The organism is Micromonospora sp. CA-248089, from assembly GCF_050948515.1.
Taxonomy (GTDB): Bacteria; Actinomycetota; Actinomycetes; order Mycobacteriales; family Micromonosporaceae; genus Micromonospora.
Map to the genome: position 1 here is coordinate 4,694,385 of NZ_CP192016.1, position 25,091 is coordinate 4,719,475.

Consider the following 25,091-nt stretch of genomic DNA (forward strand, 5'->3'; position numbering starts at 1 on the left):
ACGGCTCAGACCGGACGGCGGCCGGCGAACCCGCACTCGACCCGGTGGTACCACCGGATGTCGGTGTCCCCCTCCAGCCAGCACCAGAGCACCGCCCGGCCGTCACGTTCACCGGGAAAGTCGAGCAGCACCGGAGCGATTCCCTTGACCGCGATCTCGTGCTGGTGGAACTCGTCCACCACGAGATGCAGGCGCGCCTCCAACGCCTTCACCTCGGCCAGCCCGCCGAGCGCGCTGACGCCGTGGTCGGCCAGATCGACACGCAGCTCGGCCAGGTCGGCCCGCAACCGGATCAGCTCGTCGACGCGCGGCCGCAACGTTGCCACCAGGTGTCGCGCCTGGGCGAGAGTGAACACCGAGCCAGTATGCGGCACGACCGGCTACACGGACGGGTCCCAGGCCGCGAGCTGGTCGAAGATGCGACGGTCGCCGTCGAACTGCAGGGAATCCAGCGGTATGCGGCCGTAGAAGAACAGGACCAGGTCACTGGCGGTGCCCCGGGCGGAGACGTCGGCCGTGTCCGGGGCCCCACCGGCAGCGGGCGTGAGGTGGGCGACCTGCGCCCCGTCGGCGGACAGCCGGAGGCGCCAGGAGCGGCCCTCGACGGCGTGGTAGTCGACGACGGCGGGCCGGTGCGGCCAGGCGACGGTCGTCGCGCAGAGGGTGAACTGGCAGTCGTCGAAACCGTCGAGGGCGACCTCCTCCGGCAGCGGCTGAGGGCTGCCCACCGTGAGCTGGGCGTCGTAGGTGTGCACCGCGATCTCGGGAACCTGTCGCCGCGCCCAGGCACCAGCGGTTTGCGGGGACGGCGAGTCGTCCCACCACGTCCAGCAACCGCGATCCGGGCCGGCCTCACCCAGCGCCCTCGTCAACCGCTCGACGGACTCGGTCCACCAGGCGAGCAGCGCCTCGCGTTCCCGGGGCGCACCCACTCCGTCCTCCCATGCCGACGCCTCCGGGGGCCCGTCCGCGGGCCCCGCGGCGACGATCGCGGCTGCTTTGCGGCGGCCCGTGCCCACGTGTCGGACGAGATCGAACAGCGTCCGCTCCGGATGGGTGGGAACCGTCATGTCGAGGCTGGGCGCCGCGGCGACCGTGGTGCGGAAGGCGGTCGACCGTTCGTCGATGAGCCGCAGATGATCGGAGAACGTCAACGTCTTGTGCACGTCGGCTTTCTACCAGTGCACCCGACAACCGGACAGCGGTTTTCGCCGCCGACTGTCAGGACTGGACGCGTTCCGCCTCCTGCACGAACGTGTCGGCCCGGCGCGCGCCCATCCGGTCCAACTCGTCCAGCACCGCCCCCACCCCGTCCGCGCCCACCAGCACGGTGACGCGCAGCCGGGCGGCGAGGGGCTGGTCCTGCCAGTAGCCGCGGGGCAGCAGGCTGGTCTGCGGTGTCGTGGTCGCCACGGCGGCGTCACTCACGATGACCGAGATCGCGCCGGCGCGCAGCAGCGCGTCGCGCAGGTCGGCGCTGTTCGCCGCCGGGTCCGGTTCCAGCAGCGCGGTGACCACCCGTACCCGCTGGCCCTGCGGCACGGAGGGTTCGCCGGCCGGCGCCGGCGCGGTACGACGCCGGGGTGCGCCGGGCGCGGTCAGGCTGGTGACGCCGCCCAGGTGGTACGCGTCGGCGCCCTGCTGCGCCTGGTCCAGGCGTTCCTGGTCGGCCGGCGGTACGCGCAGGCCGATGAGCGCCTGCACCCCGGCGGCGATCAGCCAGGTCAGGACGAAGGAGAACGCGACCACGCTCACCACGCCGACGAGCTGGCGCCACAGCAGGCCACCTCCGCCGCCGAGGAACAGCCCGTCGGCGCCGAGCGGGTTGACCCCGCGGTTGCCGAACAGGCCGAGCAGGAGCGTGCCGAGCATGCCGCCGACGAAGTGCACGGCAAGCACGTCGAGCGCGTCGTCGAGGCGCAGCAGGTACTTCAGCTTCAGCGCGAAGTGGCAGACCAGGCCGGCCAGCGCGCCGATTGCGACGGCCGAGGCCGCGTTGACGTACCCGGCGGTCGGGGTGACGGTGGCCAGGCCCGCGACCGCGCCGGAGACCGCGCCCACGACGGTGCTGTGTCCGTCCGTGACGCGTTCCAGCGCCAGCCAGACGAGCATCGCCGCGGCGGCGGCCAGGTGCGTGTTGAGGACGGCCTGCGCGGCCAGGCCGTTGGCCTGGAGGCCGTCGCCGCCGTTGAAGCCGAACCAGCCGAACCAGAGGATGCCGGCGCCGACGATGGTCAGCGGAATCGAGTTCGGTGGCGCGGCGGTGTGCGGCCAGTCCCGGCGGCGGCCGATGACGAGCAGGACGGCGAGGACGGCGGCGCCGGCGCTGGCGTGCACGACGAGACCGCCGGCCCAGTCCTGGGTGCCGAACTTGGCGAGCCATCCGCCGGGGTGCCAGAGCCAGTGCGCGATCGGCGCGTAGACCACAATCGACCAGACCGCGAGGAACAGCACCCAGCCACCGAACTTGAGCCGACCCGCGGTGGCGCCGGTGACGAGCGCGGGCGTGATCACCGCGAACATCATCTGGAACAGTACGAACGCCAGCGTCGGGATGGTGATCCGGCCGTCGACCACGTGCAGGTTCGGCGCGGGCGGCACCTTCAGGTCGGTGAGCCCGAACAGCTCCAGGTTGCCGAACAGCCCGCTGCCGGCGTCGTCGCCGAAGGCGATGGTGTAGCCGACGAGCACCCAGGTCAGGCTGACCACGCCCAGCGCGATCATGTTCTGTTGCAGCATCGCCAGCACGTTGCGGGTACGGACCATGCCGCCGTAGAACGCGGCGAGCCCCGGCGTCATGAACAGGACCAGCCCGGCGCAGACAAGCACCCAGGCGGTGTCACCCGCGTTCGGAGCGGACACGGTTTCCCTCCTTCTCTCGCAGGTGGACGGAGTCGCGCACGGTGTGCAGGACGCTGTCCCTGACCCGTTCGTGGTTGGGCAGCGGCGCGAAGTGCCGGTCCGGCAGCAGCAACAGCCAGGTGGCGATGTTGAACGGACCGGTCAGCACCGGGATGCCCAGCGGCGTGAGCATCGTGGTCAGCGCCATCTGCACGACCAGCGTCAGCGCGATGCCGAACAGCGTGTAGACGGCCACCAGCGCGCCGGGGCGGTGCGCGACAGCGCCCACCACGATCGCGGTCAGGACCGCGTTGAAGGCGAACAGCCCCTTGTCCAGGGACGCGCCGTCGGCGCCGAACCAGAGCGCCAGCAGTGTCGCGCCGACGGCGCCGATCACCGCGAACAGCGCCGACCACCGGGAGTTGATCAGGAGGGCGACGAGGATGAGCAGGCCGGTCACCCAGCTCTCGATCAGGTAGACCTGGGACACGCCCTTGAAGAACGTCGGGACGAGGCCCCAGTCGAACGTGCCGCCGGCCGACGATCCCTCACCGGGGAACTTCGGCGTCAGCTTGGTGAGCACGGTGAACCTGTCGAACTGGTACGCCGCCATCAGCAGGAACCAGGTCGTGAGCACGAACGGGAACGTGTAGGCGGTCAGGTTCCAGCGTTTGAACACGGCGTTGAGGGCGAGCGTGACCACCACCGTGCCGATCGCGCCGAGCACGAGGTAGAGCCACATCAGCGGGCGCTGGTCGAGGAACGTGGGCACCGCGAGCCCGGTCAGCAGCGGGCTGAAGCCGAACAGGCCCTTGCGCCAGCTGGACATGTCGACCCGCAGCGCCAGCGCGGTGGCGGTGCCCACGACCAGGGCGAGCACGCCGCCGCCGAACACCCGGGGCGTCCCGTTCTCGAACGCGCCCCAGGCCAGCGCGATCAGGATGAGCAGGCCGCTGAGCGGATTGTTCTGGAGCACCACCTGCGCGGCGCCGCGCAGGCTCGCGTCGACGAACCCGGCCGCCGGGTTCCGGTCGGCCAGGTGGCGCCAGCCACGTCCGATGTCGGCCATGTCGCTGTTCTCCTCGCCTCAACGCCAGCTGAAGACCGGCGGGAAGGTGCAGCCGGTCACCTCTTCGCGGGCGGCGACGCAGAACTCGCGTACCGCTGCGCGGACCGGTTCGGTCTCCTGGCCCAGCACCTTGAACACCAGTCCGGCGTCGTTGGGCAGCCGGCTCACCGCGGTGGCCAGCGGTGTCTGCTCGTCCCACACCGGTGTCGCGGTCCGCTCGAACACCCGGGCCGCCCGGTCCGGGTCGGTGAGCAGCACGACGTTGCCGAAGACGTGGAAGCGGTCCATCATCCCGATGCGCGTCACCGGGAAGCGGCCGGGCGTGATGACGAACTTCTCCACGAACAGCGGGCGTCCGTCCGGCCGCTGGGCCCGCAGCGTGGTGGAGAACAGGTCGTACGCGAAGATCTCGCCGTCGCGGTAGTACTTGCGGCCGGGCTGGAGCACCTCGGCGTACAGCATCGTCGCGGTCTCCGGCAGCCGGACCACGGTGTCGGAGACGAACCGGCTGCGCCGGAACGGGATCACCGGCTCGGGCAGGAACTCCAGGTAGGCGTCGTCGGCCAGGGTGAAGCTCTGGGTCTGGGTGCCGTAGTTGGCGTCCATCTCCTGGATCTTGGTGGCGGCCTGGGTGACCAGGTGCGCCTGTGCGCCCGGGCCCAGGTCGACGTCCATCCGTAGCCGGTCGCCCTGGAGCACGCCGCCGGAGGTGGTGAGGATCATGACGCAGGGCAGGCCCGGCATTTCCTCGTCCCAGTACAGCGCACGCTGCACCAGCAGCGGCGACTGCCGGAAGACGTCGCGCAGGATGGTCCGGTCCGCGCGCCGCTCGAACCCCAGCCGGAGGATGCCCACCTTGCCGTTCGCGGCGGCCGGCAGCTGCGCCGGCTGGTCCTGGTACGGCGCGAGTTCCCGGACGGAGTCCAGAGTGGTCATGCCAGCACTTCGGCGTCGAACAGCGCGTTGCGACGGACCAGGTCCACCAGGTCGTCGATGCCCTCGCCGGTCTTGCAGTTGGTGAACACGAACGGCTTGCCGCCGCGCATCAGCTCGGCGTCGCGGGCCATCACGTCCAGGTCGGCGTCGACGTACGGGGCCAGGTCCGTCTTGTTGATCACGAGGATGTCGGACTTGGAGATACCCGGGCCGTTCTTGCGCGGGATCTTGTCGCCGGCCGCCACGTCGATCACGTAGATGAAGTAGTCGACGAGCGCGGGGCTGAACGTGAGCGTGAGGTTGTCCCCGCCGCTCTCGATGAGCACGACGTCGCTGTCCGGGAACCGCGCCTCCATGTCCTCCACCGCGGCGAGGTTCATGCTCGGGTCCTCACGAACGGCGGTGTGCGGGCAGGCGCCGGTCTCCACGCCGACGATGCGTTCCTCCACCAGCACGCCGGTCAGCGCGCGGCGGACGTGCTTGGCGTCCTCGGTGGTGACCACGTCGTTGGTGATGACCAGGATGCGCAGGCCCTGCTCGACCAGGCGGGGCACGACGGCCTCGATGATCGCCGTCTTGCCGCTGCCCACCGGGCCGCCCACACCGATCCGACTCGCTGATTTCATTGTTGAAAGCCCTTCAGGTGATGAGCGGTCAGCTCATGAACATCCGTACGTGTGCGTGCTGGTGCGCGCCGGCCAGCACGTCGAGGTGCGGCGCGAAGCTCTGCATGTCGTCGAGCCCGGCGGTGCGCACCTCCTCGTAGTCCTCGCCGACCCGCTCGTTGACCGCGAAGAGGATCGACTGGGTGTCGAGGTGGTCCACCCGCATCAGCCGGACCGCCGCGCCGAGCACCATGGAGGCCGCGCCGTACTGGTGGGCGGCGAACGCGTCCGCCTCGCCCACGCCGAGTTCGGCGAAGAGCACGCCGAGCGCGACCGGGTAGGTGACCGGGACGCCGGCGCCGCTCTCCGCGACGCGCTTGCGCAGCAGGGACTCCCCCACCACCCGTTCGGCGGCCTCGGCCAGCTTGCGCCCCATGCGGACGGTCATCGTCCGCGTCTCCTCGTTGATCTTGCGCAGGTGTACGGCCTCGTCGGCCGCCCGGATCCGGTCGAGGTCACCGGCACGGGCGGCGCGGTGCGCCACGAGCAGCGCCACCCCGTCACCGGTGGCGGCGGCGCGGGTGACCGTCCGCACGAACTCCTGCAACGTGGCCCGGTCGTGCACCGCGCCCTGCTCGACCGCCGTCTCCAGCCCGTTGGAGAAGGAGAACGCGCCGACCGGGAAGACCGAGTCGCCGAACTGGAGCAGCTTCAGGGCCTCGGTCACCGTGGACACCGCGGCCCCTCAGTTCAGGTCGGCGGGCAGGTGCGTGTGCGGGGTCGAGTCGGCCCCGCCGAACAGGCGCCGCGACTCGTGCGGGGCCAGGTACGCGATGATCTCGGTGCCGGGAATGAACTCGTGGGTGAGACCGGTGAACGCGTGGGTGCGCATCACCGAGTCCATGACCTTGCGGTCCACAGTGAGCGGGACGTACATCTTGGTGCCCTTCACCACCGCCGGCCAGTGCTGGTTGCCGATCGCGTGGCCCAGTTCGACGGCGGAGCGGATCACCATGTCCAGCGACTCGCCGTGCAGCGTGTCGAGGTGCACCACCATGACCTCGCCGAGCGCGATGCGGGCCACCACAGCGGTCGCGGTGGCGTCGTCCCAGGCGAGCACGTCACCGTCGCGCAGCCGTACGCCGCGGGCCAGGGACAGCGCCAGTTCGGTGCCGAGACTGGTGGTCCGGCGCAGCCGGCTCTTCTGGGCGTCCCACTGGTCGAGGACCAGGTCGTCGACCTTTGCCTCGCGGAGCCGCTCGGTCCAGGCCGGCTCGTTCACGTTGCCGAGTACCGTTTCGACGAGCATGTGTTCTCCTTTCACGCGACCCCGCCGCCGGCCCGGCCGGGAGCGGTCGCCGCGCCGGGTCAGCTGAAGAAGTAGAGCTGGCTGAGGGGGAGGTTCTTGGCCGCCGGCACTGTCGCGTGCACGCCGTCCATCTTCACGGCGAAGGTCTCCGGGTCGACCTCGAGCTTCGGCGTACGGTCGTTGCGCACCATGTCGCGCTTGGTCAGGTTGCGGCAGCCGTAGACCGGCACGACCTGCCGTTGCAGGCCCAACTGCTCGGCCACGCCCGACTCGTGCGCGGCGCGGGACACGAACGTCACGCAGTTCTTGGCGACCTGCGAACCGGTGGCGCCGAACATGGGCCGGTAGTAGACCGGCTGCGGGGTGGGCAGCGACGCGTTCGGGTCACCCATGATCGACCAGGCGATCATGCCGCCCTTGAGGACCATCTTCGGCTTCGTGCCGAAGAACGCGGGCTCCCAGAGCACCAGGTCGGCGAGCTTGCCGGGGCTGACCGAGCCGATGACGTGCGAGACGCCCTGGGTGATCGCCGGGTTGATGGTCATCTTGGCGACGTAGCGCAGGACGCGGAAGTTGTCGTTGGCGTCGGAGTCCTCGGCCAGCTTGCCGCGGACGTTCTTCATCTGCCCGGCGAGCTGGACGGTGCGCAGCCAGGTCTCCCCCACCCGGCCCATGGCCTGCGAGTCGCTCTGCATCATCGAGATGACGCCCTCGTCGAGGAGCACGTCCTCGGCGGCGATCGTCTCGGTGCGGATCCGGCTCTCCACGAAGGCGACGTCCGAGGGCACCTTCGGGTTGAAGTTGTGGCAGACCATGATCATGTCGTACAGCTCGGACTGGCTGTTGATGCCGTACGGCACGGTGGGCGTGGTCGACGCGGGCAGGACGTTCATCTGGCCGGCGACCTTGATGATGTCCGGCGCGTGCCCGCCACCGGCGCCCTCGGTGTGGAAGGTGTGGATGGTGCGGCCCTCGAAGGCGGCGATGCTGTCCTCGATGTAGCCGCTCTCGTTGAGCGTGTCGGTGTGGATGCTGATCTGGACGTCGTACTCGTCGGCGACGGCCAGGCAGGACCGGATCACCGCGGGCGGCGCACCCCAGTCCTCGTGGATCTTGAAGCTGGGCACCCCGGCCATGATCTGCTCGACGAGCGGCGCCCGGCCGCTGCTGTTGCCCTTGCCCAGCAGGCCGATGTTGATCGGCAGGTCCTCGAAGGACCGCATCATGTTCTGGATGTTCCACGGGCCGGGCGTGATGGTGACGCCGTTGGTGCTGTCGGTGGGCCCGGTGCCGCCGCCCCAGAGGGTGGTGACGCCGTTGCTCAGCGCGGCCCACACCTGCTGCGGGGTGACCAGGTGGACGTGCGCGTCGATGCCGCCGGCGGTCAGGATCAGGTGCTCACCGGAGATCGCGTCGGTGCCCGGCCCGGTCACCAGGCCCGGGGTCACCCCGTCCATGATGTTGGGGTTGCCGGCCTTGCCGATCCCGGCGATCTTTCCGTCCTTGATCCCGACGTCCGCCTTGACCACGCCGAGCAGCGCGTCGACGATTGTCACGTTGGTGATCACCAGATCCACCACGCCCTCGGCACTGGTGGCCTGGCTGGCACTGCCCATGCCGTCGCGCAGGGTCTTGCCGCCGCCGTACATGACCTCGTCACCGAGGACCCGCAGGTCCTTCTCGATCTCGATGTAGAGGTCGGTGTCACCCAGCCGGATCTGGTCGCCCGTGGTCGGGCCGTACATTCCGGCGTATTCCTGCCGTGAGATCTGACTCATGCGTTCTGGCCCTTGCCTTGGTCCTGGCCCTTGCCCTGGTCCTGCTGCTGCGAGGTGGTCTTGAAGCCGCGCGTCTGGGCCTGGTGGAGCGCCTCGGCCCGGTCCGGCCGGTAGCCGGGGATCGGCCCGTCGCCGGTCCAGCCCTGGACCAGGCCGTTGAAGCCGTACACCCGCTGGGAGCCGCCGTACGGGACGAGCTGGACGGTCTTGCGGTCGCCGGGCTCGAAACGGATCGAGGTCGTGGCCGGGATGTTCAGCCGCTTCCCGAACGCCGCCGGACGGTCGAACTCCAGGAAGCGGTTGGCCTCGAAGAAGTGGAAGTGGGAGCCGACCTGGATGGGCCGGTCGCCGGTGTTGTGCACGACCACCTCGGTCACCGGCCGCCCGGCGTTGAGTTCCAGGGGTTGGTCGCTGAGCTTGTAGCCGCCGATGGGCCGAAGGTGCTTGGAGTTCGGTCCCGGGTGTTGCTTCGCCATGTCGCCCCCGCTCTGCCGGAGACCGTGGCCTCCGGTCGCTGCTCTACTGGATGGGTGAGTGGACGGTGATCAGCCGTGACCCGTCGGTGAAAACCGCTTCGACCTGGAGCATCGGGATCATGTCCGCCACACCGGGGATCACGTCGTCGGCCGTGAGCACGTGGCTCGCGTCGTTCATGACCTCCTCGACGGTCTTGCCCTCGCGCGCGCCCTCGAGCGCCGCCGCGCAGATCACCGCCACCGCCTCGGGGTGGTTGAGCTTGACCCCACGCGCCTTGCGGGCGTTGGCGACCATCGCCAGCGAGTGAATCGTCAGCTTGTCGAATTCCTTCGGCGTGAGATGCACGTCGCGATCCCTTCACGTACTTTCGGCTATTCCGTCACATTAGGGGTGGTTTGCAGGGAAAGGAGGTTTTCAGCAAGATCTCATGAATCCGCGTGCGCCCGCCTGCGCCGGTCGTAGTCGGCGACCCACATCTGCTGGATCTGCTCGAGCGGACGGCGCCACTGCGGGGACCGCAGTTCCCGCCGGCTCGCCTCACGGCCGGGCAGGCTCCCATCAAAAGGGTCGAAAGCCCTGCATAAGCGACATATGGTAGGTTCGCCGCAGCGGTGCGACAGCGGAACGCCCGGACGCCGCCGGGGCTGCTCCTGCGAACGGACGGGGGAAGGGTGAACCGCTCGGCGCCGTACGGCTCCGCGGACTCCTACCGCGAGTTCCGCCACCCGCTCGCGGCACTCGTGCTCGCCGTCGTCACCGCCGGCGCGCTGGACGCCTTCGCGTTCCTGCGCTACGGCGCGTTCGTCGCCAACCAGTCCGGCAACGCCATCTTCCTCGGCATGGGACCGGCCGGCGGGCACGCCACATGGCCGGTCTCCGCCGCCTCGATCGTCGCGTTCGCCACCGCCGCCGGACTGGTCGCCCTGCTCCGCGGTCGCACCCGGCCGACCGTGGCGCCACTTGTCGACATCGCCGTCACCGAGGCCGCCATGGTCGCCTGGACGGTGCTCAACCTGGTGCTCGCGTACGGCCGGGACGGCACGGCGTCGCGGGTGCTGCTCGCCGCGGCCGGCGCGGTCGCCATGGGCAGCCTGACCACACTGGCGACCCGTACCGCGGGGATCGCGACGCCGATCACCTACCAGTCGGACACCACGACGAAGACCGGTGAGCGGGCCGCCCGCTGGCTGTTCGGCCCCACCGCCGGCCGGGGCCGGGCCCGGCGGGGCACCCTGCTCGGGCTGCTCGCCCTGGTCAGCTACAGCGTCGGCGGCGCGGTCGGCACGCTCGCCCAGCAACGGCCCCGCTGGGTGCCGCTGTGGGGGACGCTCGCCCTGGCCGTGCTCATCCTGCTGCTGCGGCGGCACCCGCGACCGGCGTCGCGGCCCGGCTGAACGTCAGTCGGCCTGAGCGGCGAGTTCCCGCGCCCGGTCCCGGGCCGCCTCCAGCGCCGCCAGCATGGCCGCCCGTACGCCGTGGTTCTCCAGCTCGCGGATCGCGGAGATGGTGGTGCCGGCCGGCGAGGTGACCGCCTCACGCAGCTTCACCGGGTGCTCGCCGGAGTCACGCAACATCACCGCCGAGCCGATCGCGGTCTGCACGATCAGCTCGTGCGCCACCTGGCGCGGCAGGCCGAGCAGGATGCCCGCGTCGATCATCGCCTCGACCAGCAGGTAGAAGTAGGCCGGGCCGGAGCCGGAGAGCGCGGTGACCGCGTCCTGCTGCGACTCGGGCACCCGCACCGTCGAGCCGAGCGGGGAGAACATCTCCTCGGCCAGAGCCAGGTGCTCGCCGGTGGCGTGCGCGCCCGCCGAGATGGCGCTCATCGCCTGGTCGACGAGCGCCGGGGTGTTGGTCATCACCCGGACCACGGGGGTGCCCTCTGGCAGCCGGCGGTTGAAGAACGCGGTCGGCAGGCCGGCGCAGAGCGAGATGACCAGCTTGTCGGCCGGCACCTTCGGGCCGATCTCGTCCAGCAGCGCGGCGGCGTCCTGCGGCTTGACCGACACGGCCAGCACCTCGGCCTCGGTCACGGCGGTCAGGTTGTCCACCACCCGTACGCCGTAGCGGTCGGCCAGTTCCTTTGCCCGGGCGGGCCGACGCGCGGTGGCGAGCAGCCGCTCCACCGGCCAGCCGGAACGCAGCAGCCCGGAAAGCATCAGCTCACCGATCTTGCCGGCGCCGATCACCGCGACCGTGTGCACCTGGCGTGCCATCAGCCGTACCCCTTCCCGGGTCACGTGGGCACGGGCGTGGCGGGCCGGGTCGCCGGCCCGCCACGCCCGTAGGCCGTCGATCAGCTGCCGAAGAAGACTTCGGCCTCGGCGTACCGCTCCAGCGGCACGGTCTTCAGCTCGCGGGTGGCGTCGGCGAGCGGGACACGGACGATGTCCGTGCTCTGCATCGCGACCATCTTGCCCCAGTCGCCCTCGTTCGCGGCGTCGATCGCGTGGAGGCCGAGCCGCGTGGCCAGCACCCGGTCGAAAGCGGTCGGGGTGCCGCCGCGCTGGATGTGGCCGAGCACCACGGTGCGGGCCTCCTTGCCGGTCTTCGCCTCCAGCTGCTCGGCCAGCCACTGGCCGATGCCGCCGAGACGGACGTGACCGAACGCGTCCAGCTCCTGGTTGTGCAGCACCATCTGGCCGTCCAGCGGCTGGGCGCCCTCGGCGACCACGACGATCGGGGCGTACTGGTGCTGGAAGCGCTTCTCGACGTAGCCGGCGACCTGCTCGACGTCGAACTGCCGCTCCGGCAGCAGGATCACGTTGGCGCCACCGGCGAGGCCGGCGTGCAGGGCGATCCAGCCGGCGTGGCGGCCCATGACCTCGACCACGAGCGTGCGGTGGTGGCTCTCCGCGGTGGTGTGCAGCCGGTCGATCGCCTCCATGGCGATGTTGACTGCGGTGTCGAAGCCGAACGTGTAGTCCGTCGCACCGAGGTCGTTGTCGATCGTCTTCGGCACGCCGATGACGTTGACGCCCAGCTCGTGCAGCTTGGTCGCGACGCCGAGCGTGTCCTCGCCGCCGATCGCGATCAGGGCGTCCACGCCCTGGGCGGCGAGGTTGTCCTTGATCCGCTCCACGCCGTTCTCGATCTTGAACGGGTTGGTGCGGGACGAGCCGAGGATGGTGCCGCCGCGGGGCAGGATGCCGCGCACCTCGGGGATGCCCAGGGGCTTGGTCAGACCCTCCAGCGGGCCCTTCCAGCCGTCCCGGAAGCCCACGAACTCGTGACCGTAGGTGGCGACGCCCTTGCGGACCACCGCCCGAATCACCGCGTTGAGACCTGGGCAGTCGCCGCCGCCGGTGAGCACTCCGATACGCATGATCTGCTCATCCTCCTGGAGCATCAGGTGAAGCCCGGATAAGCCCCAGGATATGTGTCAGATCAGACCATCGGCGCCGTTGCCGGCCCGGGGCGGGCCGTCACTGCGCACTGTAGTCGGCGCAGGTGTACGCCGACACCGCACCCCGGGCCGTTCCGGACGGCGGACGGGCTACCCGTCAGTAGTCGACCTCGTGGTTCTCCCCCGCCTTCGGCGGCTTGCCGGTCACCGCCGCCTTGGCGAAGCCGAGCAGGTTGACCACGGTGCTGCCGGGCGAGTCCCAGTACTCCGCCGACCCGGCGTGCACCTTGATCAACGTGATCCCGGGCGTGTCCAGCCCGTCCGGGAACCACGCCTTCAGCAGCGGGTTCCACAGCTCCTTCGCCCGCTCGGGATCCCACTCCTCGGTGGCGGTGCCGGCGACCGACACCCAGGCGTGGTGGCGCTGGTCGGAGAAACCGACATTGACCTGCGGATTCACCCGGATCTGCCGGACCTTCGCCGAGTCGGCGTACGCGAAGAACCACAGGTCGCCGTCGAAATCGGCCTCCTGCAAACCCATCGGGCGGCTGATCAGACGGCCGTCCACGCCGGTCGTGGTGAGCAGGCAGATCCGGGCGTCCCGGATCAGCTCGGTGACCCGGCGGCGGGCATCCGCGGCGTTTGTCGGCTCATGGCTCATGGGGCACTCCTGTCTCGGATCGGCGTAGATGCCGCTCCGGTGCCCTGGGCGGAACCGGTCAAACCTCCCGCGCGGTCATCGCCCGCCACCGCGCCAGGTTGTGCCGCGCGTCGACGAGCGCGTCGTGCCGGTCGGCCTCGGCGTCCGGCAGCCGGGGGCGCCCCCGGTCGTCCCAGAGCTGGCGCAGCTCCTTGGTGAAGCGAGGGATCTCCCGGGGCAGCGCCGGCATCGCGCCCCAGAGCTGGGCCAGCACGACGTGGTCGTAGGCGGCGTACCAGGCCCACAGCTCCAACTGCTCGCCCGGCCGGTCCCGTACCGGCTCCAGCAGGAACTCGTGCAGGTCGTCGCGGATGCGCGCGCGGGAGCGCCACGCCCGGTCAGCAGGCGACGGGAGCTTGTCCAGCACGTTGCGCCGCACCCAGGGCACCGCCCGGGAGTCGTCGAACTCGGTGGAGACCGCGTAGAACTCGCGGCCGTACTCGTCGACGACGCCGATCGACACCAGGTCGACGATGCGGCCGTCCTCGATGAATTCGCAGTCGTAGAAATAGCGGTAGACCATCACCCCCATCCTCGCCCATCACCGGCACGGGCCGGTCGTCGGGGCGTCCGCCGAGGTCGGCGGCGTGCCGGCGGCGGCCGGGCATGGTCACGGAAGTGTTTCCGGGGGTGTACAGCACGCGACGAGAGCGTCATGATCTGATGTGTACCGCCGTCGGGCGCCGAACCGGTTGAGCTGCCTCGTACCGGGAATGACAGCTTCACCCGGTGTGCGAGTCGTGACTTCTGACCGGGGAGGGGTTGAGCCGTGGAGTCTCGCCTGCCGGAGCCGGGTGACGCGCTCACGGGTGTGGAGATGTTCGCCGGGCTGGAGCCGGAGGTGCGGCAACGTGTCATCGCCGCCGCCGTACCGCGCACCTACCGCAAGGGCCAGCTTCTCTTCGTCGAGAACGACCCCGGTGAGTCGCTGATCGTGCTGCGCCGTGGCGCGGTGGCGGTTTTCCGCACCGCACCGACCGGCGAACGCGCGGTGCTGTCGGTCATCCGACCCCCGGACGTGCTCGGCGAGGTGTCCCTGTTGGACGCCTCCACCCGCTCGGCGTCGGCCGAGGCGATCGAGGACTGCGCCGCGCTGGCGCTGTCCCGGCCCGCGTTCATGGAACTGGTGCACTCCAACCCGCGCATCCTGGACGCGGTGATGCGCTCCCTGGGCCAGCTGATCCGCCGGCTCACCGAGCAGAACGCCGACCACGTCTTCCTCGACCTGCCCGGCCGGGTGGCCAAGACGCTGGTCCGGCTGGCCGGCGAGAGCCAAGCCCCGATGATCACCATCGAGTTGAACCAGAGCCAGCTCGCCGAGATGGCGGGCGGTTCCCGGCAGAGCGTCAACCAGGCCATCGGCTCGTTCGCCAGCCGCGGCTGGCTGCGCACCGAAGGCCGCCGCATCGTGGTCACCGATGTGGCCGCGCTGCGCCGCCGGGCCGGCATGAACGACCGCTGACACGACGACGGCGGGGGCCGGCGGTCGTCCCGCCGGCCCCCGCCGCGTTCGTCGTACGCCCGTTCGTCGTACGCCCGGTCAGTCGTTGTCGGTGTCGGCCGGGGGCGCGCTCGGGCCCGGGCCGATCTTCGACGGGTCGGTCTTCTTCGGCGGGGTCGTCGTGGTGGTCGTGGTCTCGGTCGATCCACTACCCGCGGGCTGCTCCACCATGCCTTTTTCCTCCAGTTCGGCGAGGGTTACGGCGTCCACGTCGACCGTGTCGCCGACGGCCCACACCGTCCCCCGTGGATCGGTCCATGCGGCGGACAGCCGGACGTGCACGGCAAACTCCCTGTCGACGGGACTTCCTGCTAGGGGAGACTAGACCCGGCCGAACAGCCGTGACGTCCCGCCGACCCGTCGGGTACCCGACTGCGCGGCCGCGCGGGACACTGGGGACCTCACGCGTACGGAGCCCGACATCGACCTCACCTGTGGACACTGCGCCCGGACCGCCGGGCCGGACGACCGTTTCTGCGGTGGGTGCGGTCGCCCGCTGGCGGCTGCCTGCCCTGGCTGCGGCCACGCCAACGACACCGGCGCCAACTTCTGCACCAACTGCGGTCAGCCGCTGCGCGACCACGCAGTCGCCGTGCAGGAGGACCGCCGCCAGGTGAGCGTGCTCTTCATCGACATCGTCGACTTCACGACATACGCCGAGCGGGCCGACCCGGAGCAGGCCCGCGGCCTGCAACAGGCGTACTTCGCCACCGTGCGCCGGCTGGTGCACCAGTACGGCGGCGTGGTGGAGAAGTACATCGGGGACGCCGTCATGGCGTTGTTCGGCGCGCCGGTGGCCACCGACAACGACGCGCTGCGCTGCGTACGCGCCGGGCTGGAGCTGCAACGCAGCCTGGCCCGGCAGCCGGCCGGCCCGCATCCGCCGCTCGGGTTCCGGGTCGGCATCGCCACCGGCGAGGCCCTGGTCGACCTGTCCGCGGCACGCGACGGCGGCCAGGCGTTCGTCACCGGCGACGTGGTGAACACCGCCAGCCGCTTGCAGGGGCTCGCTCCGGTGGGCGGCGTGGTGGTCGACGAGAGCACCTGGGCGGCCACCCGGCGCGAGATGGAGTACGACGACCAGCCGCCGGTGACCCTGCGCGGCCGCTCGACGGTGAGCCGGATCTGGCTGGCCGTACGGGCGCGGCCCCGGCGCGACGGGCAGACCGCCGAGCTGACCCCGATGGTCGACCGGGACCACGAGCGGGGCCTGCTGGTCAGCGCGTTGCACCGCACGCTCACCGAGCGCACCTCGCAGCTGCTCACCGTCTTCGGCCCGGCCGGGGTGGGCAAGAGCCGGCTGCTGCGCGAACTGGCCCGGCACGCCGCCAGCCTGCCCGGCGCCCGGGTCACCTGGCTGACCGGCCAGTGCCCGCCGTTCGGCGAGAACGTCACCTACGCGGCGCTGGCGGACATCGTCCGGAGCTGGGCCGGGCTGACCGGCGCCGACGACCCGGCCACCGTCCGGGACCGGCTGCGCGAGCGACTGGGCCACCTCGCCGACCCGCACGCGGTACGGCTGGCCGAGGCGCTGGGCCCGCTGGTCGGCGTCTCCGGGGAACGGCTCACCTCGGCCGAGACCGAGGCGGCGTGGCGGCGTTTCCTGCTCACCCTGGCGGCGACCGGCCCCACGGTGCTCGTCTTCGAGGACATGCACTGGGCCGACGAGGCGATGCTGTCCTTCGTCGAGCAGCTCGGCGCGGCGGCCCGCAACGTGCCGCTGCTCGTCGTCGCCACCGCCCGGCCGGAGCTGCGGGAGCGGCACCCCGCCTGGACCGGCACGATCAGCGGGGCGATGTCCATCTCGGTGCCGCCGATGCACGACGGGGACATCGACACGCTCTACTCGCTGCTGCTCGGCCAGGCCACGCTGCCGCAGGAGGCGCGCGCGCCGCTCATCGAGTTCGCCGACGGCAACCCGCTCTACGCCCAGGAGTACGCGCGGATGCTGCTCGACGGCGGGCTGGCCGAGCGGACCGCCGCGCTCGCGCTCGTCGACCCGGTCGGCACCGCCGGGATGCCACGTACCGTGCAGGCGGTCATCGCCAACCGGCTCGACCTGCTCGACCCGGCCGACCGGGCGGTGCTCCAGGCCGCCTCGGTGGTCGGCGTGCAGTTCTGGGCGGCGCCGGTGGCGCTGGCGCTGGGCCGACCGACGGAGTGGGTCGAGCGCGCGCTGCACCACCTCCAGCGGCGCGACCTGGTCTACGAGCTGCCCGTCTCGGCCATGCCCGGCCAGGCGGAGTACCGGTTCCGGCATGTCCTGGTCCGGGACGTCTGCTATCAGCGGCTGCCCCGCGCCGAGCGGGTCGTCCGGCACCAGCGCACCGCCGACTGGCTGGAGCAGCTCGCCGACGGCCGGCTGCACGACCTGGCCGAGGTGCTGGCCAACCACAGGTGGGCGGCGCACGAGATCGCCCGTACGGTCGGGCTGGACCAGGCCCCGCACGCGGCGGCGACCCGGTCCGCGCTGCACCGGGCCGCGCGCCGGGCGTACGACCTGCACGCGCTGGACACGGCGGCCACGCTCGTGGAGCGCGCGCTGAGCGTGGAGTGCGGGCCGGACCCGGCACTCGAGCTGTTCCAGGCCGAGCTGGCGTTCTACCGGGACCGCGACGGTTTCCTGGACGGCGGCGGCACGGCGCTGCTCACCGCGCTCGCCGACCGGCTGGCCGACGTCGGTGACCGGCCCGGCGCGGCGAAGGCGTGGCGGCTGCTGGCCACGGCGGCCTTCGCCCGGGCCGACCGCTCGGAGCTGATGCGCTGCCTGGACCGGGCGATCGGGCTGCACGCCACGCTGCCGGACAGCGAGGACAAGGTGGGGGTGCTGCTGGAGCTGGCCCGGGCGCACATGCTCGACGCGGAGACCGAGCCGGCGTGCGCGGCCGCCCGCACCGCCGCCGAGCTGGCCGAGCGGCTGGGGCTGCGCGAGGCCCGGGCGAACGCGCGCATCACGCTCGCGGTGGTCCGCTACCAGGCCGGCGCCGAGGAGGCGTACGCCGAGCTGGCCGAGGTGACCGAGGAGTGCCGGGTGGAGCGGCTGACCGGCCGCCGCCGGGCGGTGCACAACCTGGCCTGGGTGCTCCAGGAGGAGGGCGACCTGGCCGGTTCGGCCCGGCTGGTCGACGAGCAGCGGTCGCTGGACCTGGCCGGCGAGCACGCCCTGACGGTGAGCTTCAGCGACCAGTGGACCCGGTCGTACTACAGCGGGGACTGGACGGCGGCGCTGCGGATGGCCGAGGGGTCGACCCGGCGCCCGACCGACGAGTGGGACATGCACGTCGTGGCCGTGTCCGGCTGGATCCGGGCGCTCGGCGACGATCCGGCCGGCCCGGGGACCGGCGAGGACCTGGTGGACCAGGCGCTCGTCGCGGCCCGGCGCAGCGGCTTCCAGCGGGTGCTGCGCTCGACGCTGGCGCACGCCGCGCTCTGCCGCGCGGTGCAGGGGCGCCGGGACGAGGCGATCGCGCTGCTGACCGAGCTGGACGAGGACTGGCGCCAGACCCGGATGATCCCGTTCGCCGAGTGGGTGCCCGCGGTGGGCCACGTCGCCGCGCTGCTCGGTGACGACGCCGCAGTGCTGGTGCGCGACCTGCTGGCCCGGTCGCCACGGGTGACCCGCTGGGCGCGGGCGGCCGGCCGGTCCGCCGAGGCGGCGCTGGCCCGGCGCGACGGAGACGCCGCGCGGGCGGGCCGGTTGCTCACCGAGGCCGCCGAGGGGTACGCGGAGATGACCGACGTCACCGACCAGATGATCGCGTCCGCGCTGGCGGTCGGGCCGCTGACCGAGGCGGACCCGCCGGCCGCGGCGGCGACGCTGGCCCGGGTACGCGAGTTCGCCGGCCGGCACACCGCCGGTGGGCTGCTGCGGATCGCCGGGGCGGGCTGAGGGTCAGGCCGGGACCGGCTGCCGCGTCGCGGCGCTCTTGGCCTTCTGGGCGTACGTGTCGACGTACTCGCGGCCGGACAGCTCCATCAGCTCGTACATGATCTCGTCGGTGACCGCCCGTTCGACGAACCGGTCGCCGGCCATCCCGGCGTAGCGGGAGAAGTCCAGCGGCGGCCCGAAGCGGATCCGCACCCGGCCGAGGTTCGGGATGATCTGGCCGGTGGGCTGGATGGCGTCGGAGTTGAGCATCGCCATCGGGACGACCGGGGCGCCGCTCTCCAGGGCCAGCCGCGCCACGCCGGTCTTGCCCCGGTAGAGACGGCCGTCCGGCGAGCGGGTGCCCTCCGGGTAGATGCCGGCGATGCCACCGGCGCGCAGCACCGAGAGCTGGGTGTCGAGGGCGGCGCGGGCGGCCCGGCCGCCGGAGCGGTCGACCGGGATGGTGCCGGAGCCGACGAAGAACATCTTGGTGAGGCGGCCCTTGAGTCCCTTACCGGTGAAGTATTCGGCTTTCGCGATGAAGGTGACTTTTCGCTTGACGATCAGCGGCGTGAAGATCGAATCCGAGAAGGAGAGGTGGTTGCTGGCCAGGATCACCGGGCCGGTGGACGGAACGTGCTCCAGCCCTTCGACCTGCGGGCGGAAGATCAACCGCAGCAGCGGGCCGAGAACGACGTACTTCAGCAGCCAGTACAGCACCGGCGTCCTTCCCGTGTCGGTGGCGGCGGACGGGTCGCCGCGTGGCCCCGCGGGCGCCGGCGGCGGCCGCGGAGTCCGGGATGAGGGTACGAACGACGAGCGGCACGCCACAACGCACTCCCGGAACCGGGTGCCGACGTGTCACGATTCAGGGCACGGGCAGGGAACGGCGAAGGGGGTGTCCGTTGTCAGGGGGCGGGCCCCGTCGGGGACGACGGGACAACGGGCTCGACGCGGCCGAGTACGCGGTCGCGGGCGACGTCGATCCACGCGTCGGCGAGCACCTGCTCGACGTGCTCGCCGCCGGTGGCATCGCGGCCTACCTGCAGCCCTCGGCCGACCTGAACCCGGTGACCCGCACCACCACCGTCCCGGCCCGCCCGGTCGACCGGCTCTACGTCGACAGGTCGCACCTGACCACCGCGCGGGACTACCTCACCCAGCTCGCCGACGAGGGCGCGGGCGACTCGCCGCGCGCCGACGAGCCGGACATCGAAGCGGAGTGGGCGAAGATCGTCGCCGGCTTCTACACCGCGCCGAGCGCCGGCAGCCACCCCTGGCCCGCCGCGGAGGACGTGGACGACCCGCCCGCTCCGGGCACCGCCGCCGGCAGCCGGGCCGAGGAGCCCGCCGGCCCGACCGCCACCGACGTGCGCCGGCTGCCGTACGCCGCCGACGTCTCCGGTGTCTCGCTCAGCCGCGACCGGCACGACGAGCCGTCGCTGCTCGACGGCCTGGACACGTTCGGCGCGAACCTGCCCGACGAGGCCTCGGACGAGGAGCACTACACCCCGCCTCCGCCGCCCCCGCTGCCCCGCTTCTCCAAGTACGCGGTGCTCGGCGTGGCCTGCATCGTGCTCGGCTTCCTGCTGTTCCTCTCCCCCACCGTGGTGTCGCTCGTCGACCCGTCGGTGGTCACCCTGCTCGGCTTCACCGGCATCCTGGCCGGCTTCGTGATGCTGATCTGGCGGCTGCGTCCGGGTGACCGGGACGACCACGACCCGGACGACGGCGCGGTCGTCTGACCCCGCGCCGCCGGGCCCTGCCCGGATGCCGGGACACCACCTGCCCTGGGCCGGGACGTAACAAGCGTGTAACTTACAGTCAGTAGGAATAGGCTGAACGTCACGTCCCGCACCGGCTGTCCGGCTTGCGTCTCCTTCCGGGTCGCCGGTCCCCTGCTGAGCGGATTGCCCGAGATGCGACAGAGCCCCCTCGTGGTGGTGGCCAACCGCCTCCCCATCGACGACAGCGTGGCGCCCGACGGCGCCTTCGAGTGGCGCCGCAGCCCCGGCGGCCTGGTGAGCGCCCTGCACCCACTGCTGCGGCAGACACCCGCGACCTGGGTGGGCTGGGCCGGCGGCACCGGCCCCGCGCCCGAGCTGCCGGACGTGGACGGCGTGCGCATGCACACCGTGCCGCTGAGCGCCGAGGACTTCCGCGACCACTACGAGGGCTTCGCCAACGCCACCCTCTGGCCGCTCTACCACGACGCCGTCGAGCAGCCGGAGTACCACCGCCGCTGGTGGGAGGCGTACCAGCGGGTCAACCAGCGGTTCGCCGAGGCCGCGGCCCAGGTGGCCGAGCCGGGCGGCCTGGTCTGGGTGCAGGACTACCACCTGCAGCTGGTGCCCGGCCTGCTCCGCGAGTTGCGCCCCGACCTGCGGATCGGGTTCTTCCTGCACGTGCCGTTCCCGCCGCCGGAACTGTTCATGCAGTTGCCCCGCCGCGCCGAACTGCTGCGCGGCATGCTCGGCGCCGACCTGGTGGGTTTCCAGCGGGCCCAGGCCGCGCACAACTTCGCCCAGCTCGCCACCAAGGTGCTCGGCCTGCCCGCCACCGACCGGCGGATCGGCGTGGACGGCCGGGTGGTCCGCATCGGCGCCTTCCCGGTCGCCATCGACACCGCCGAGGTGTCCGCGCTCGCCGCCCGCCCCGAGGTCGCCGAACGGGCCCGCCGGCTGCGGCAGGATCTCGGCCGGCCGGAGCACGTGATCCTCAGCGTCGACCGGATGGACTACACGAAGGGCATCGAGCAGCGCCTCAAGGCGTACCGCGAGCTGCTCGCGAACGGCGACATCAAGGTCCGCGACACCGTGCTGGTCCAGGTGGCGGTGCCCAGCCGCGACCGGGTGGCGCAGTACCAGATCCTGCGCGACCGGGTGGAGCACCAGGTCGGCCGGATCAACGGCGAGTTCGGCCGGGTCGGCGAGCCCGCGATCCACTACCTCACCCAGCCGTTCGACCGCGCCGAACTGGTGGCGCTCTACCGCGTCGCGGACGTGATGGCGGTGACGCCGCTGCGCGACGGCATGAACCTGGTCGCGAAGGAGTACGTGGCGGCCCGGGTCGACGGCACCGGCGCGCTGCTGCTGAGCGAGTTCGCCGGCGCCGCCTCCGAGCTGGAGCAGGCGTACCTGGTCAACCCGCACGACCTGGACGGCCTCAAGCAGGGGTTGCTGGCCGCGCTGCGCGCCGGCCCGGAGGACGTCGAGGCCCGGATGCGTGCGATGCGCGAACACCTGGCCCACAACGACATCCACGCCTGGGCGGCGTCCTATCTCAGCGCCCTGGAGGAGAGCGGAACACTCGTCGGCCGCCGCCCCGCCGCCCGGTGAGCCGGGCCCCGGCGCTCACCCGAGGGCGGGCGCCGGGTCCTTGTCCAGCCAGTCCAGGATCGCGTCGATCGGCTCGCGCCAGCGCGCGTCGAGCATCAGGTCGTGCCCCATGCCGGGGAACAGCAGCGGCGCCGAGGCGTACCGCCGGGCGGCCCTGGTCAGCGCCGTCGCCGGTAGCACCCGGTCGTCCGGGCTGCCGAGCACCAGCACCGGCGGGCGGCCCACCGCCGGCTCCGGGGACCGGCCGGTCAGCAGCTGCCACTGCGCCCGCCGCCCGGCCCGGCCCAGCCGGGCCAGGTGCCGCCGCGCGTCGGCGTCCGGCAGCTCCGCGCTGAACAACTGCCGCCGGTTGAGCCGCAGCCCGGCGCCGAAGACCGCCGGCACCGTACCGACCGGGTTGCGCCGCACCGCCGTGCCGAACGTCGCCCAGCCGCCGAGCACCGGCGCCACCAGCACCGCGGCCCGCGCCGGGTAGCGGGCCAGCGCGTGCGCCACGCCCCGGGCGCCGGCGCCGTGCCCCACCAGCACCGCCTGCCGCGGCAGGCTCGCCGCCACCTGCGTCACGTCATGGGTGTACGACCGCAGCGTCGCCTCGGGCGCCGGCTCGCTGCCGCCGTGCCCGCGCAGGCTCAGCGCGTACGCCGGGAAGCCGCGACCGGCGGCGTGCCCCAGCCAGTGCTCGGCGAACGCCCACGCCCCGTGCCCGAAGCCGGGCACGAACAGCAGCGGCGGCTTCGCCTCCTCCCGCTCCGGTACGGCGGCGAGCACCTCGCGGCGGGCGGGCCGCTCCGGCCGGGCCCACTCCCAGGACCGGACCACCCGCACCCGCTCGGCCGTCGTCATTTACCCTCCTCCAGCTCGTGCAGCGCCCGCTGGAGCGCGCGCAGGTAGTCGGCGTGGCCGACCTCGAACCAGTGCCGGGTGCTGTCCTTGACCTTCGCCGAGTACCGCTCCCCGAGGCCGGCCCGGACCTTGCGGTCGAACGCGGCGGCCCGCTCCGGCCGGGTGGCGCGCAGCGTGAGCAGCCGGGCGAACAGCACGCTCTGCCAGTGCGAGATCGGGAAGATGCCGGAGTCCGGCTGCACCAGGCCGACCACGGCGAGCGTGGGGTGACCGGCGGTGAACGCGTTGAGCCACAGCCGGGGGCGTCCGGAGCCGTCCTCGTCGCCGAGCACCTGGCCCTTGAGGAACTCGAAGCGCGGCAGGTAGCCGGTGGCGAAGACGACAAGCTCCGGGTCGACCCGGCGGCCGTCGGTCAGCTCCACCGCGCGGTCGTCGAACCGGGCCACGTCCGGCACCGGGGTGATCTCGCCGTGGCCGACGTAGTAGACGAGCTGGCTGTTGGCGATCGGATGCGTCTCGTAGACCCGGTGGTCCGGCTTGGGCATGCCGAACCGGGTCAGGTCGCCGACGGTCAGCCGCAGCGTCCAGTGGTAGAGCCACTGCCGCACCCGCAGCGGCACCCGCAGCGCCAGCAGCGTGTCGTTGACCTGGTCGGCGGGACGGCCGAGGACGTACTTCGGGGCGTACCAGTAGCCGCGGCGGGTGGAGTGCCAGCAGTGCGACGCCTGCTGCGCCGCCTCGACCGCGATGTCGCAACCGGTGTTGCCGGCGCCGACCACGAGCACCCGCTTGCCCCGCAGCTGAGCCGGGTCCTTGTAGGACGAGGCGTGCATGACCTCGCCCCGGAACTCCTCCAGCCCTTCGTAGCGGGGCAGCTTGGGCGACCAGTTGTGGCCGTTGGCGAGCACCACGGCGGCGTACCTCGAGGTGCGTTCGGGGCCGTAGCCGCCGGTGCTGCGCGTGGTCACGTCCCAGCGGTCCCCCTCGACCGGCTCGACGCGGACCACCTCGGTGCCGAACCAGATGTGCTGGCGCAGGTCGAAGTGGTCGGCGTACCGCTCGAAGTAGGACAGCAGCTGGCTGTGGTGCGGGTAGTCCGGCCAGTCGTCCGGCATCGGGAAGTCGGGGAACTGGGTGAACGGCCGGGACGAGATCAGGTGCGTGCTGCCGTACACGGGGCTGCGGTCGTGCCGCCAGTTCCAGGCGCCGCCGACGCCCGTCTCCCGCTCGTAGCAGTCGACGCCGAAGCCGGCTTCGCGCAGGTTCTTCACGGCGGTGAGGCCGCTGGCGCCGGCACCGATGACGCAGACCGTGTCGCCCCGGTCGGAGACCGGGCGGTCGTCGCGGATCGGGACGTCCGTCCGGTCCGGATCGGGGCGGCCGGGGTCGGTGGAGGAGGACACCGGGAATTCTCCTTTGTGCGGCACGCGTGCCGGGTCGGAGCGAAATCCTGCCGAGAATGCCCGCCGTTGTCCAGCCACCGGCTCCGCCGCCGCCCACCCGCCCGGCTGCCCTGACACAGCGTCACCGACCTGCCGGTCACCGAGCGTGAGTGGGCCGGCCGCGCCGGAGGCGTACCCTCGTTCGCCCTTTGCTCTGCCGCCACGGACGCAGCACCGCCGCGAGCTGCGCTGATGTCTCGCGGCCGTCCGGTCGGGACGCGGCCCGCCGGTCACGGCGGGTAGCTGGTGCGGATATGGCGGCAGAGCAAAGGCGGCGACCCGGTTGTCGGCCGGCGCCGGGCACCTGACCGTGCGTCACGGCCCGACGGTCCGCGCCGGTCAGGCGGTGGGCAGCATCAGGTCGACCAGGACCGGGAAGTGGTCGCTGGCCCGTCGGGCCGCCGGGGTGTCCACCACGTCGTAGTCGACCACAGTGATCCGGGGGTCGACGAACAGCGCGTCGATCCGGCGGCGCGGGTCGGCGCAGGAGTACGTGTGCCGGTCGGCCCGGTCGGCGGCGAGCGCCGTGTCGGTCAGCCCCTCGGCGAGGGTCTGCCAGGCCGGGCCGTCCGGGCCCTCGTTGAGGTCCGCGCCGGCCACCACGGGCAGCGTGGACGCGGCCAGTTCACGCTTGAACGCCGCCGCCTGCGCCGGCCGCTCGGCCGGGTCGGTGGACAGGTGCGAGCCGGCCAGCAGCACCTCGACGCCGCCGACCCGGCACCGCGCGTACGCGGCGCCGCGCATGTGCCGGCCCGGCGTCAGCGGATACCGCTGGCAACTGGTGTCGGTGACCCGCACCCGCAGGCTGGTCAGCAGCACGTTTCCGAGCGACGGCAGGCCACCGGCGGCCACCACCATGCCGAACGACTCGGCCAGCGCGGCGCACTTCTGCCGCCACCGGAACCGGCGCGGTCCCTCCTGGACGATCACCACGTCCGGTGCCACCGCGCGGACCACCTCGGCCAGCGCGGCGGTGTCGTCGCGCTGGCTGTGGATGTTGTACGACACGACGCGCAGCGGCACACCCGAATCCGTCAT

The 25,091-nt window shown here is 72.2% G+C and carries 25 protein-coding genes; 5 read left to right on the forward strand and 20 right to left on the reverse strand.

The genetic code is table 11. The features are described 5' to 3' along the window. Positions 1 to 5: 5 nt before the first annotated feature. Genes ACQP26_RS21900 through ACQP26_RS21950 form a run of 11 tightly spaced genes read right to left on the reverse strand, consistent with a single transcriptional unit; the run spans position 6 to position 9,360 of the window. Positions 6 to 356: a DUF2203 domain-containing protein gene (locus tag ACQP26_RS21900; RefSeq protein WP_260034125.1), complete on the reverse strand. Its 351-nt coding sequence runs from the start codon at positions 354 to 356 to the stop codon at positions 6 to 8. Positions 357 to 380: 24 nt separating this feature from the next. After that, complete coding sequence (locus ACQP26_RS21905) at positions 381 to 1,166, reverse strand: maleylpyruvate isomerase family mycothiol-dependent enzyme (protein WP_433493872.1); 786 nt, start codon at positions 1,164 to 1,166, stop codon at positions 381 to 383. Positions 1,167 to 1,221: 55 nt separating this feature from the next. Further along, complete coding sequence (locus ACQP26_RS21910) at positions 1,222 to 2,862, reverse strand: ammonium transporter (protein ID WP_433493873.1); 1,641 nt, start codon at positions 2,860 to 2,862, stop codon at positions 1,222 to 1,224. Next, on the reverse strand, positions 2,840 to 3,910 hold the full coding sequence (yut, locus tag ACQP26_RS21915) for an urea transporter (RefSeq protein WP_433493874.1): 1,071 nt from the start codon (positions 3,908 to 3,910) through the stop codon (positions 2,840 to 2,842). The genes ACQP26_RS21910 and yut overlap by 23 nt, the downstream gene beginning before the upstream one ends. 18 nt (positions 3,911 to 3,928) lie before the next feature. Further along, positions 3,929 to 4,846, reverse strand: a complete 918-nt coding sequence (locus ACQP26_RS21920) for an urease accessory protein UreD (protein ID WP_269704856.1) — start codon at positions 4,844 to 4,846, stop codon at positions 3,929 to 3,931. Then, positions 4,843 to 5,472 (reverse strand): urease accessory protein UreG, encoded by a 630-nt coding sequence (ureG, locus tag ACQP26_RS21925; protein ID WP_013287653.1) that lies wholly within the window; start codon positions 5,470 to 5,472, stop codon positions 4,843 to 4,845. The genes ACQP26_RS21920 and ureG overlap by 4 nt, the downstream gene beginning before the upstream one ends. A 28-nt stretch (positions 5,473 to 5,500) precedes the next feature. Next, positions 5,501 to 6,178 (reverse strand): urease accessory protein UreF, encoded by a 678-nt coding sequence (locus ACQP26_RS21930; protein ID WP_244933245.1) that lies wholly within the window; start codon positions 6,176 to 6,178, stop codon positions 5,501 to 5,503. A gap of 18 nt (positions 6,179 to 6,196) precedes the next feature. Beyond that, positions 6,197 to 6,760 (reverse strand): urease accessory protein UreE, encoded by a 564-nt coding sequence (gene ureE / locus ACQP26_RS21935; RefSeq protein ID WP_013475749.1) that lies wholly within the window; start codon positions 6,758 to 6,760, stop codon positions 6,197 to 6,199. Between the two features lie 59 nt (positions 6,761 to 6,819). Continuing rightward, positions 6,820 to 8,538, reverse strand: coding sequence for an urease subunit alpha (locus ACQP26_RS21940; protein ID WP_281577161.1), 1,719 nt, complete (start codon positions 8,536 to 8,538; stop codon positions 6,820 to 6,822). Beyond that, entirely contained in the window at positions 8,535 to 9,014 is a 480-nt protein-coding gene (locus tag ACQP26_RS21945; protein WP_281577160.1) for an urease subunit beta, read from the reverse strand. Before ACQP26_RS21945 ends, ACQP26_RS21940 begins: the two co-directional genes overlap by 4 nt. Before the next feature lie 43 nt (positions 9,015 to 9,057). Then, entirely contained in the window at positions 9,058 to 9,360 is a 303-nt protein-coding gene (locus tag ACQP26_RS21950; protein ID WP_013287657.1) for an urease subunit gamma, read from the reverse strand. A 326-nt stretch (positions 9,361 to 9,686) separates the two neighbouring features. Between ACQP26_RS21950 and ACQP26_RS21955 the strand changes: the two genes are divergently transcribed. Continuing rightward, on the forward strand, positions 9,687 to 10,409 hold the full coding sequence (locus ACQP26_RS21955) for a YoaK family protein (protein WP_281577159.1): 723 nt from the start codon (positions 9,687 to 9,689) through the stop codon (positions 10,407 to 10,409). 3 nt (positions 10,410 to 10,412) lie between these two features. Here the strand turns inward: ACQP26_RS21955 and proC are convergent, their stop codons facing one another. From proC to ACQP26_RS21975, 4 genes are all read right to left on the reverse strand, one after another. After that, complete coding sequence (gene proC, locus ACQP26_RS21960) at positions 10,413 to 11,231, reverse strand: pyrroline-5-carboxylate reductase (protein WP_269704852.1); 819 nt, start codon at positions 11,229 to 11,231, stop codon at positions 10,413 to 10,415. A gap of 80 nt (positions 11,232 to 11,311) precedes the next feature. After that, positions 11,312 to 12,340, reverse strand: a complete 1,029-nt coding sequence (locus ACQP26_RS21965; RefSeq protein ID WP_269707047.1) for a 6-phosphofructokinase — start codon at positions 12,338 to 12,340, stop codon at positions 11,312 to 11,314. A 178-nt stretch (positions 12,341 to 12,518) separates the two neighbouring features. Next, positions 12,519 to 13,022 carry a pyridoxamine 5'-phosphate oxidase family protein gene (locus ACQP26_RS21970; RefSeq protein WP_269704851.1) on the reverse strand — a complete coding sequence of 168 codons (504 nt, stop codon included), beginning with the start codon at positions 13,020 to 13,022 and terminating at the stop codon, positions 12,519 to 12,521. A 58-nt stretch (positions 13,023 to 13,080) separates the two neighbouring features. After that, positions 13,081 to 13,584, reverse strand: a complete 504-nt coding sequence (locus tag ACQP26_RS21975; protein WP_013287663.1) for a polyadenylate-specific 3'-exoribonuclease AS — start codon at positions 13,582 to 13,584, stop codon at positions 13,081 to 13,083. A 246-nt stretch (positions 13,585 to 13,830) separates the two neighbouring features. Here ACQP26_RS21975 and ACQP26_RS21980 point away from each other — a divergent pair, with 246 nt between their 5' ends. Then, positions 13,831 to 14,523 carry a Crp/Fnr family transcriptional regulator gene (locus ACQP26_RS21980; protein ID WP_013287664.1) on the forward strand — a complete coding sequence of 231 codons (693 nt, stop codon included), beginning with the start codon at positions 13,831 to 13,833 and terminating at the stop codon, positions 14,521 to 14,523. A 78-nt stretch (positions 14,524 to 14,601) separates the two neighbouring features. On the opposite strand, the gene ACQP26_RS21985 is transcribed toward ACQP26_RS21980, so the two are convergent. Next, positions 14,602 to 14,844, reverse strand: coding sequence for a hypothetical protein (locus tag ACQP26_RS21985; RefSeq protein ID WP_269704850.1), 243 nt, complete (start codon positions 14,842 to 14,844; stop codon positions 14,602 to 14,604). A 139-nt stretch (positions 14,845 to 14,983) separates the two neighbouring features. Here ACQP26_RS21985 and ACQP26_RS21990 point away from each other — a divergent pair, with 139 nt between their 5' ends. Further along, positions 14,984 to 18,451 carry an ATP-binding protein gene (locus ACQP26_RS21990; RefSeq protein ID WP_433496180.1) on the forward strand — a complete coding sequence of 1,156 codons (3,468 nt, stop codon included), beginning with the start codon at positions 14,984 to 14,986 and terminating at the stop codon, positions 18,449 to 18,451. 3 nt (positions 18,452 to 18,454) lie between these two features. Here the strand turns inward: ACQP26_RS21990 and ACQP26_RS21995 are convergent, their stop codons facing one another. After that, positions 18,455 to 19,150 (reverse strand): lysophospholipid acyltransferase family protein, encoded by a 696-nt coding sequence (locus ACQP26_RS21995; RefSeq protein WP_269704849.1) that lies wholly within the window; start codon positions 19,148 to 19,150, stop codon positions 18,455 to 18,457. A 185-nt stretch (positions 19,151 to 19,335) separates the two neighbouring features. Between ACQP26_RS21995 and ACQP26_RS22000 the strand changes: the two genes are divergently transcribed. After that, positions 19,336 to 20,175 carry a DUF308 domain-containing protein gene (locus ACQP26_RS22000; RefSeq protein ID WP_433493875.1) on the forward strand — a complete coding sequence of 280 codons (840 nt, stop codon included), beginning with the start codon at positions 19,336 to 19,338 and terminating at the stop codon, positions 20,173 to 20,175. Between the two features lie 174 nt (positions 20,176 to 20,349). Then, positions 20,350 to 21,768 carry an alpha,alpha-trehalose-phosphate synthase (UDP-forming) gene (locus ACQP26_RS22005; RefSeq protein ID WP_269704847.1) on the forward strand — a complete coding sequence of 473 codons (1,419 nt, stop codon included), beginning with the start codon at positions 20,350 to 20,352 and terminating at the stop codon, positions 21,766 to 21,768. 15 nt (positions 21,769 to 21,783) lie between these two features. Here ACQP26_RS22005 and ACQP26_RS22010 read toward each other — a convergent pair whose 3' ends face one another. The 3 genes from ACQP26_RS22010 to ACQP26_RS22020 form a co-directional block, all read right to left on the reverse strand. Further along, positions 21,784 to 22,611 carry an alpha/beta hydrolase gene (locus ACQP26_RS22010; protein ID WP_433493876.1) on the reverse strand — a complete coding sequence of 276 codons (828 nt, stop codon included), beginning with the start codon at positions 22,609 to 22,611 and terminating at the stop codon, positions 21,784 to 21,786. Next, the gene (locus ACQP26_RS22015) at positions 22,608 to 24,014 is read right to left on the reverse strand and encodes a flavin-containing monooxygenase (RefSeq protein WP_269704845.1); all 1,407 of its coding nucleotides are present in this window, start codon (positions 24,012 to 24,014) and stop codon (positions 22,608 to 22,610) included. Before ACQP26_RS22015 ends, ACQP26_RS22010 begins: the two co-directional genes overlap by 4 nt. Positions 24,015 to 24,392: 378 nt before the next feature. Then, positions 24,393 to 25,091 carry an endonuclease/exonuclease/phosphatase family protein gene (locus ACQP26_RS22020; RefSeq protein ID WP_269704844.1) on the reverse strand — a complete coding sequence of 233 codons (699 nt, stop codon included), beginning with the start codon at positions 25,089 to 25,091 and terminating at the stop codon, positions 24,393 to 24,395.

Coding starts and splice junctions, on each gene's coding strand:
- yut (WP_433493874.1), bottom strand. CDS start 3,910: ATGGCCGACATCGGACGTGGCTGGCGCCACCTGGCCGACCGGAACCCG.
- ACQP26_RS21920 (WP_269704856.1), bottom strand. CDS start 4,846: ATGACCACTCTGGACTCCGTCCGGGAACTCGCGCCGTACCAGGACCAG.
- ureG (WP_013287653.1), bottom strand. CDS start 5,472: ATGAAATCAGCGAGTCGGATCGGTGTGGGCGGCCCGGTGGGCAGCGGC.
- ureE (WP_013475749.1), bottom strand. CDS start 6,760: ATGCTCGTCGAAACGGTACTCGGCAACGTGAACGAGCCGGCCTGGACC.
- ACQP26_RS21940 (WP_281577161.1), bottom strand. CDS start 8,538: ATGAGTCAGATCTCACGGCAGGAATACGCCGGAATGTACGGCCCGACC.
- ACQP26_RS21945 (WP_281577160.1), bottom strand. CDS start 9,014: ATGGCGAAGCAACACCCGGGACCGAACTCCAAGCACCTTCGGCCCATC.
- proC (WP_269704852.1), bottom strand. CDS start 11,231: ATGGCACGCCAGGTGCACACGGTCGCGGTGATCGGCGCCGGCAAGATC.
- ACQP26_RS21965 (WP_269707047.1), bottom strand. CDS start 12,340: ATGCGTATCGGAGTGCTCACCGGCGGCGGCGACTGCCCAGGTCTCAAC.
- ACQP26_RS21970 (WP_269704851.1), bottom strand. CDS start 13,022: ATGAGCCATGAGCCGACAAACGCCGCGGATGCCCGCCGCCGGGTCACC.
- ACQP26_RS21975 (WP_013287663.1), bottom strand. CDS start 13,584: ATGGTCTACCGCTATTTCTACGACTGCGAATTCATCGAGGACGGCCGC.
- ACQP26_RS22005 (WP_269704847.1), top strand. CDS start 20,350: ATGCGACAGAGCCCCCTCGTGGTGGTGGCCAACCGCCTCCCCATCGAC.
- ACQP26_RS22010 (WP_433493876.1), bottom strand. CDS start 22,611: ATGACGACGGCCGAGCGGGTGCGGGTGGTCCGGTCCTGGGAGTGGGCC.
- ACQP26_RS22020 (WP_269704844.1), bottom strand. CDS start 25,091: ATGACGGATTCGGGTGTGCCGCTGCGCGTCGTGTCGTACAACATCCAC.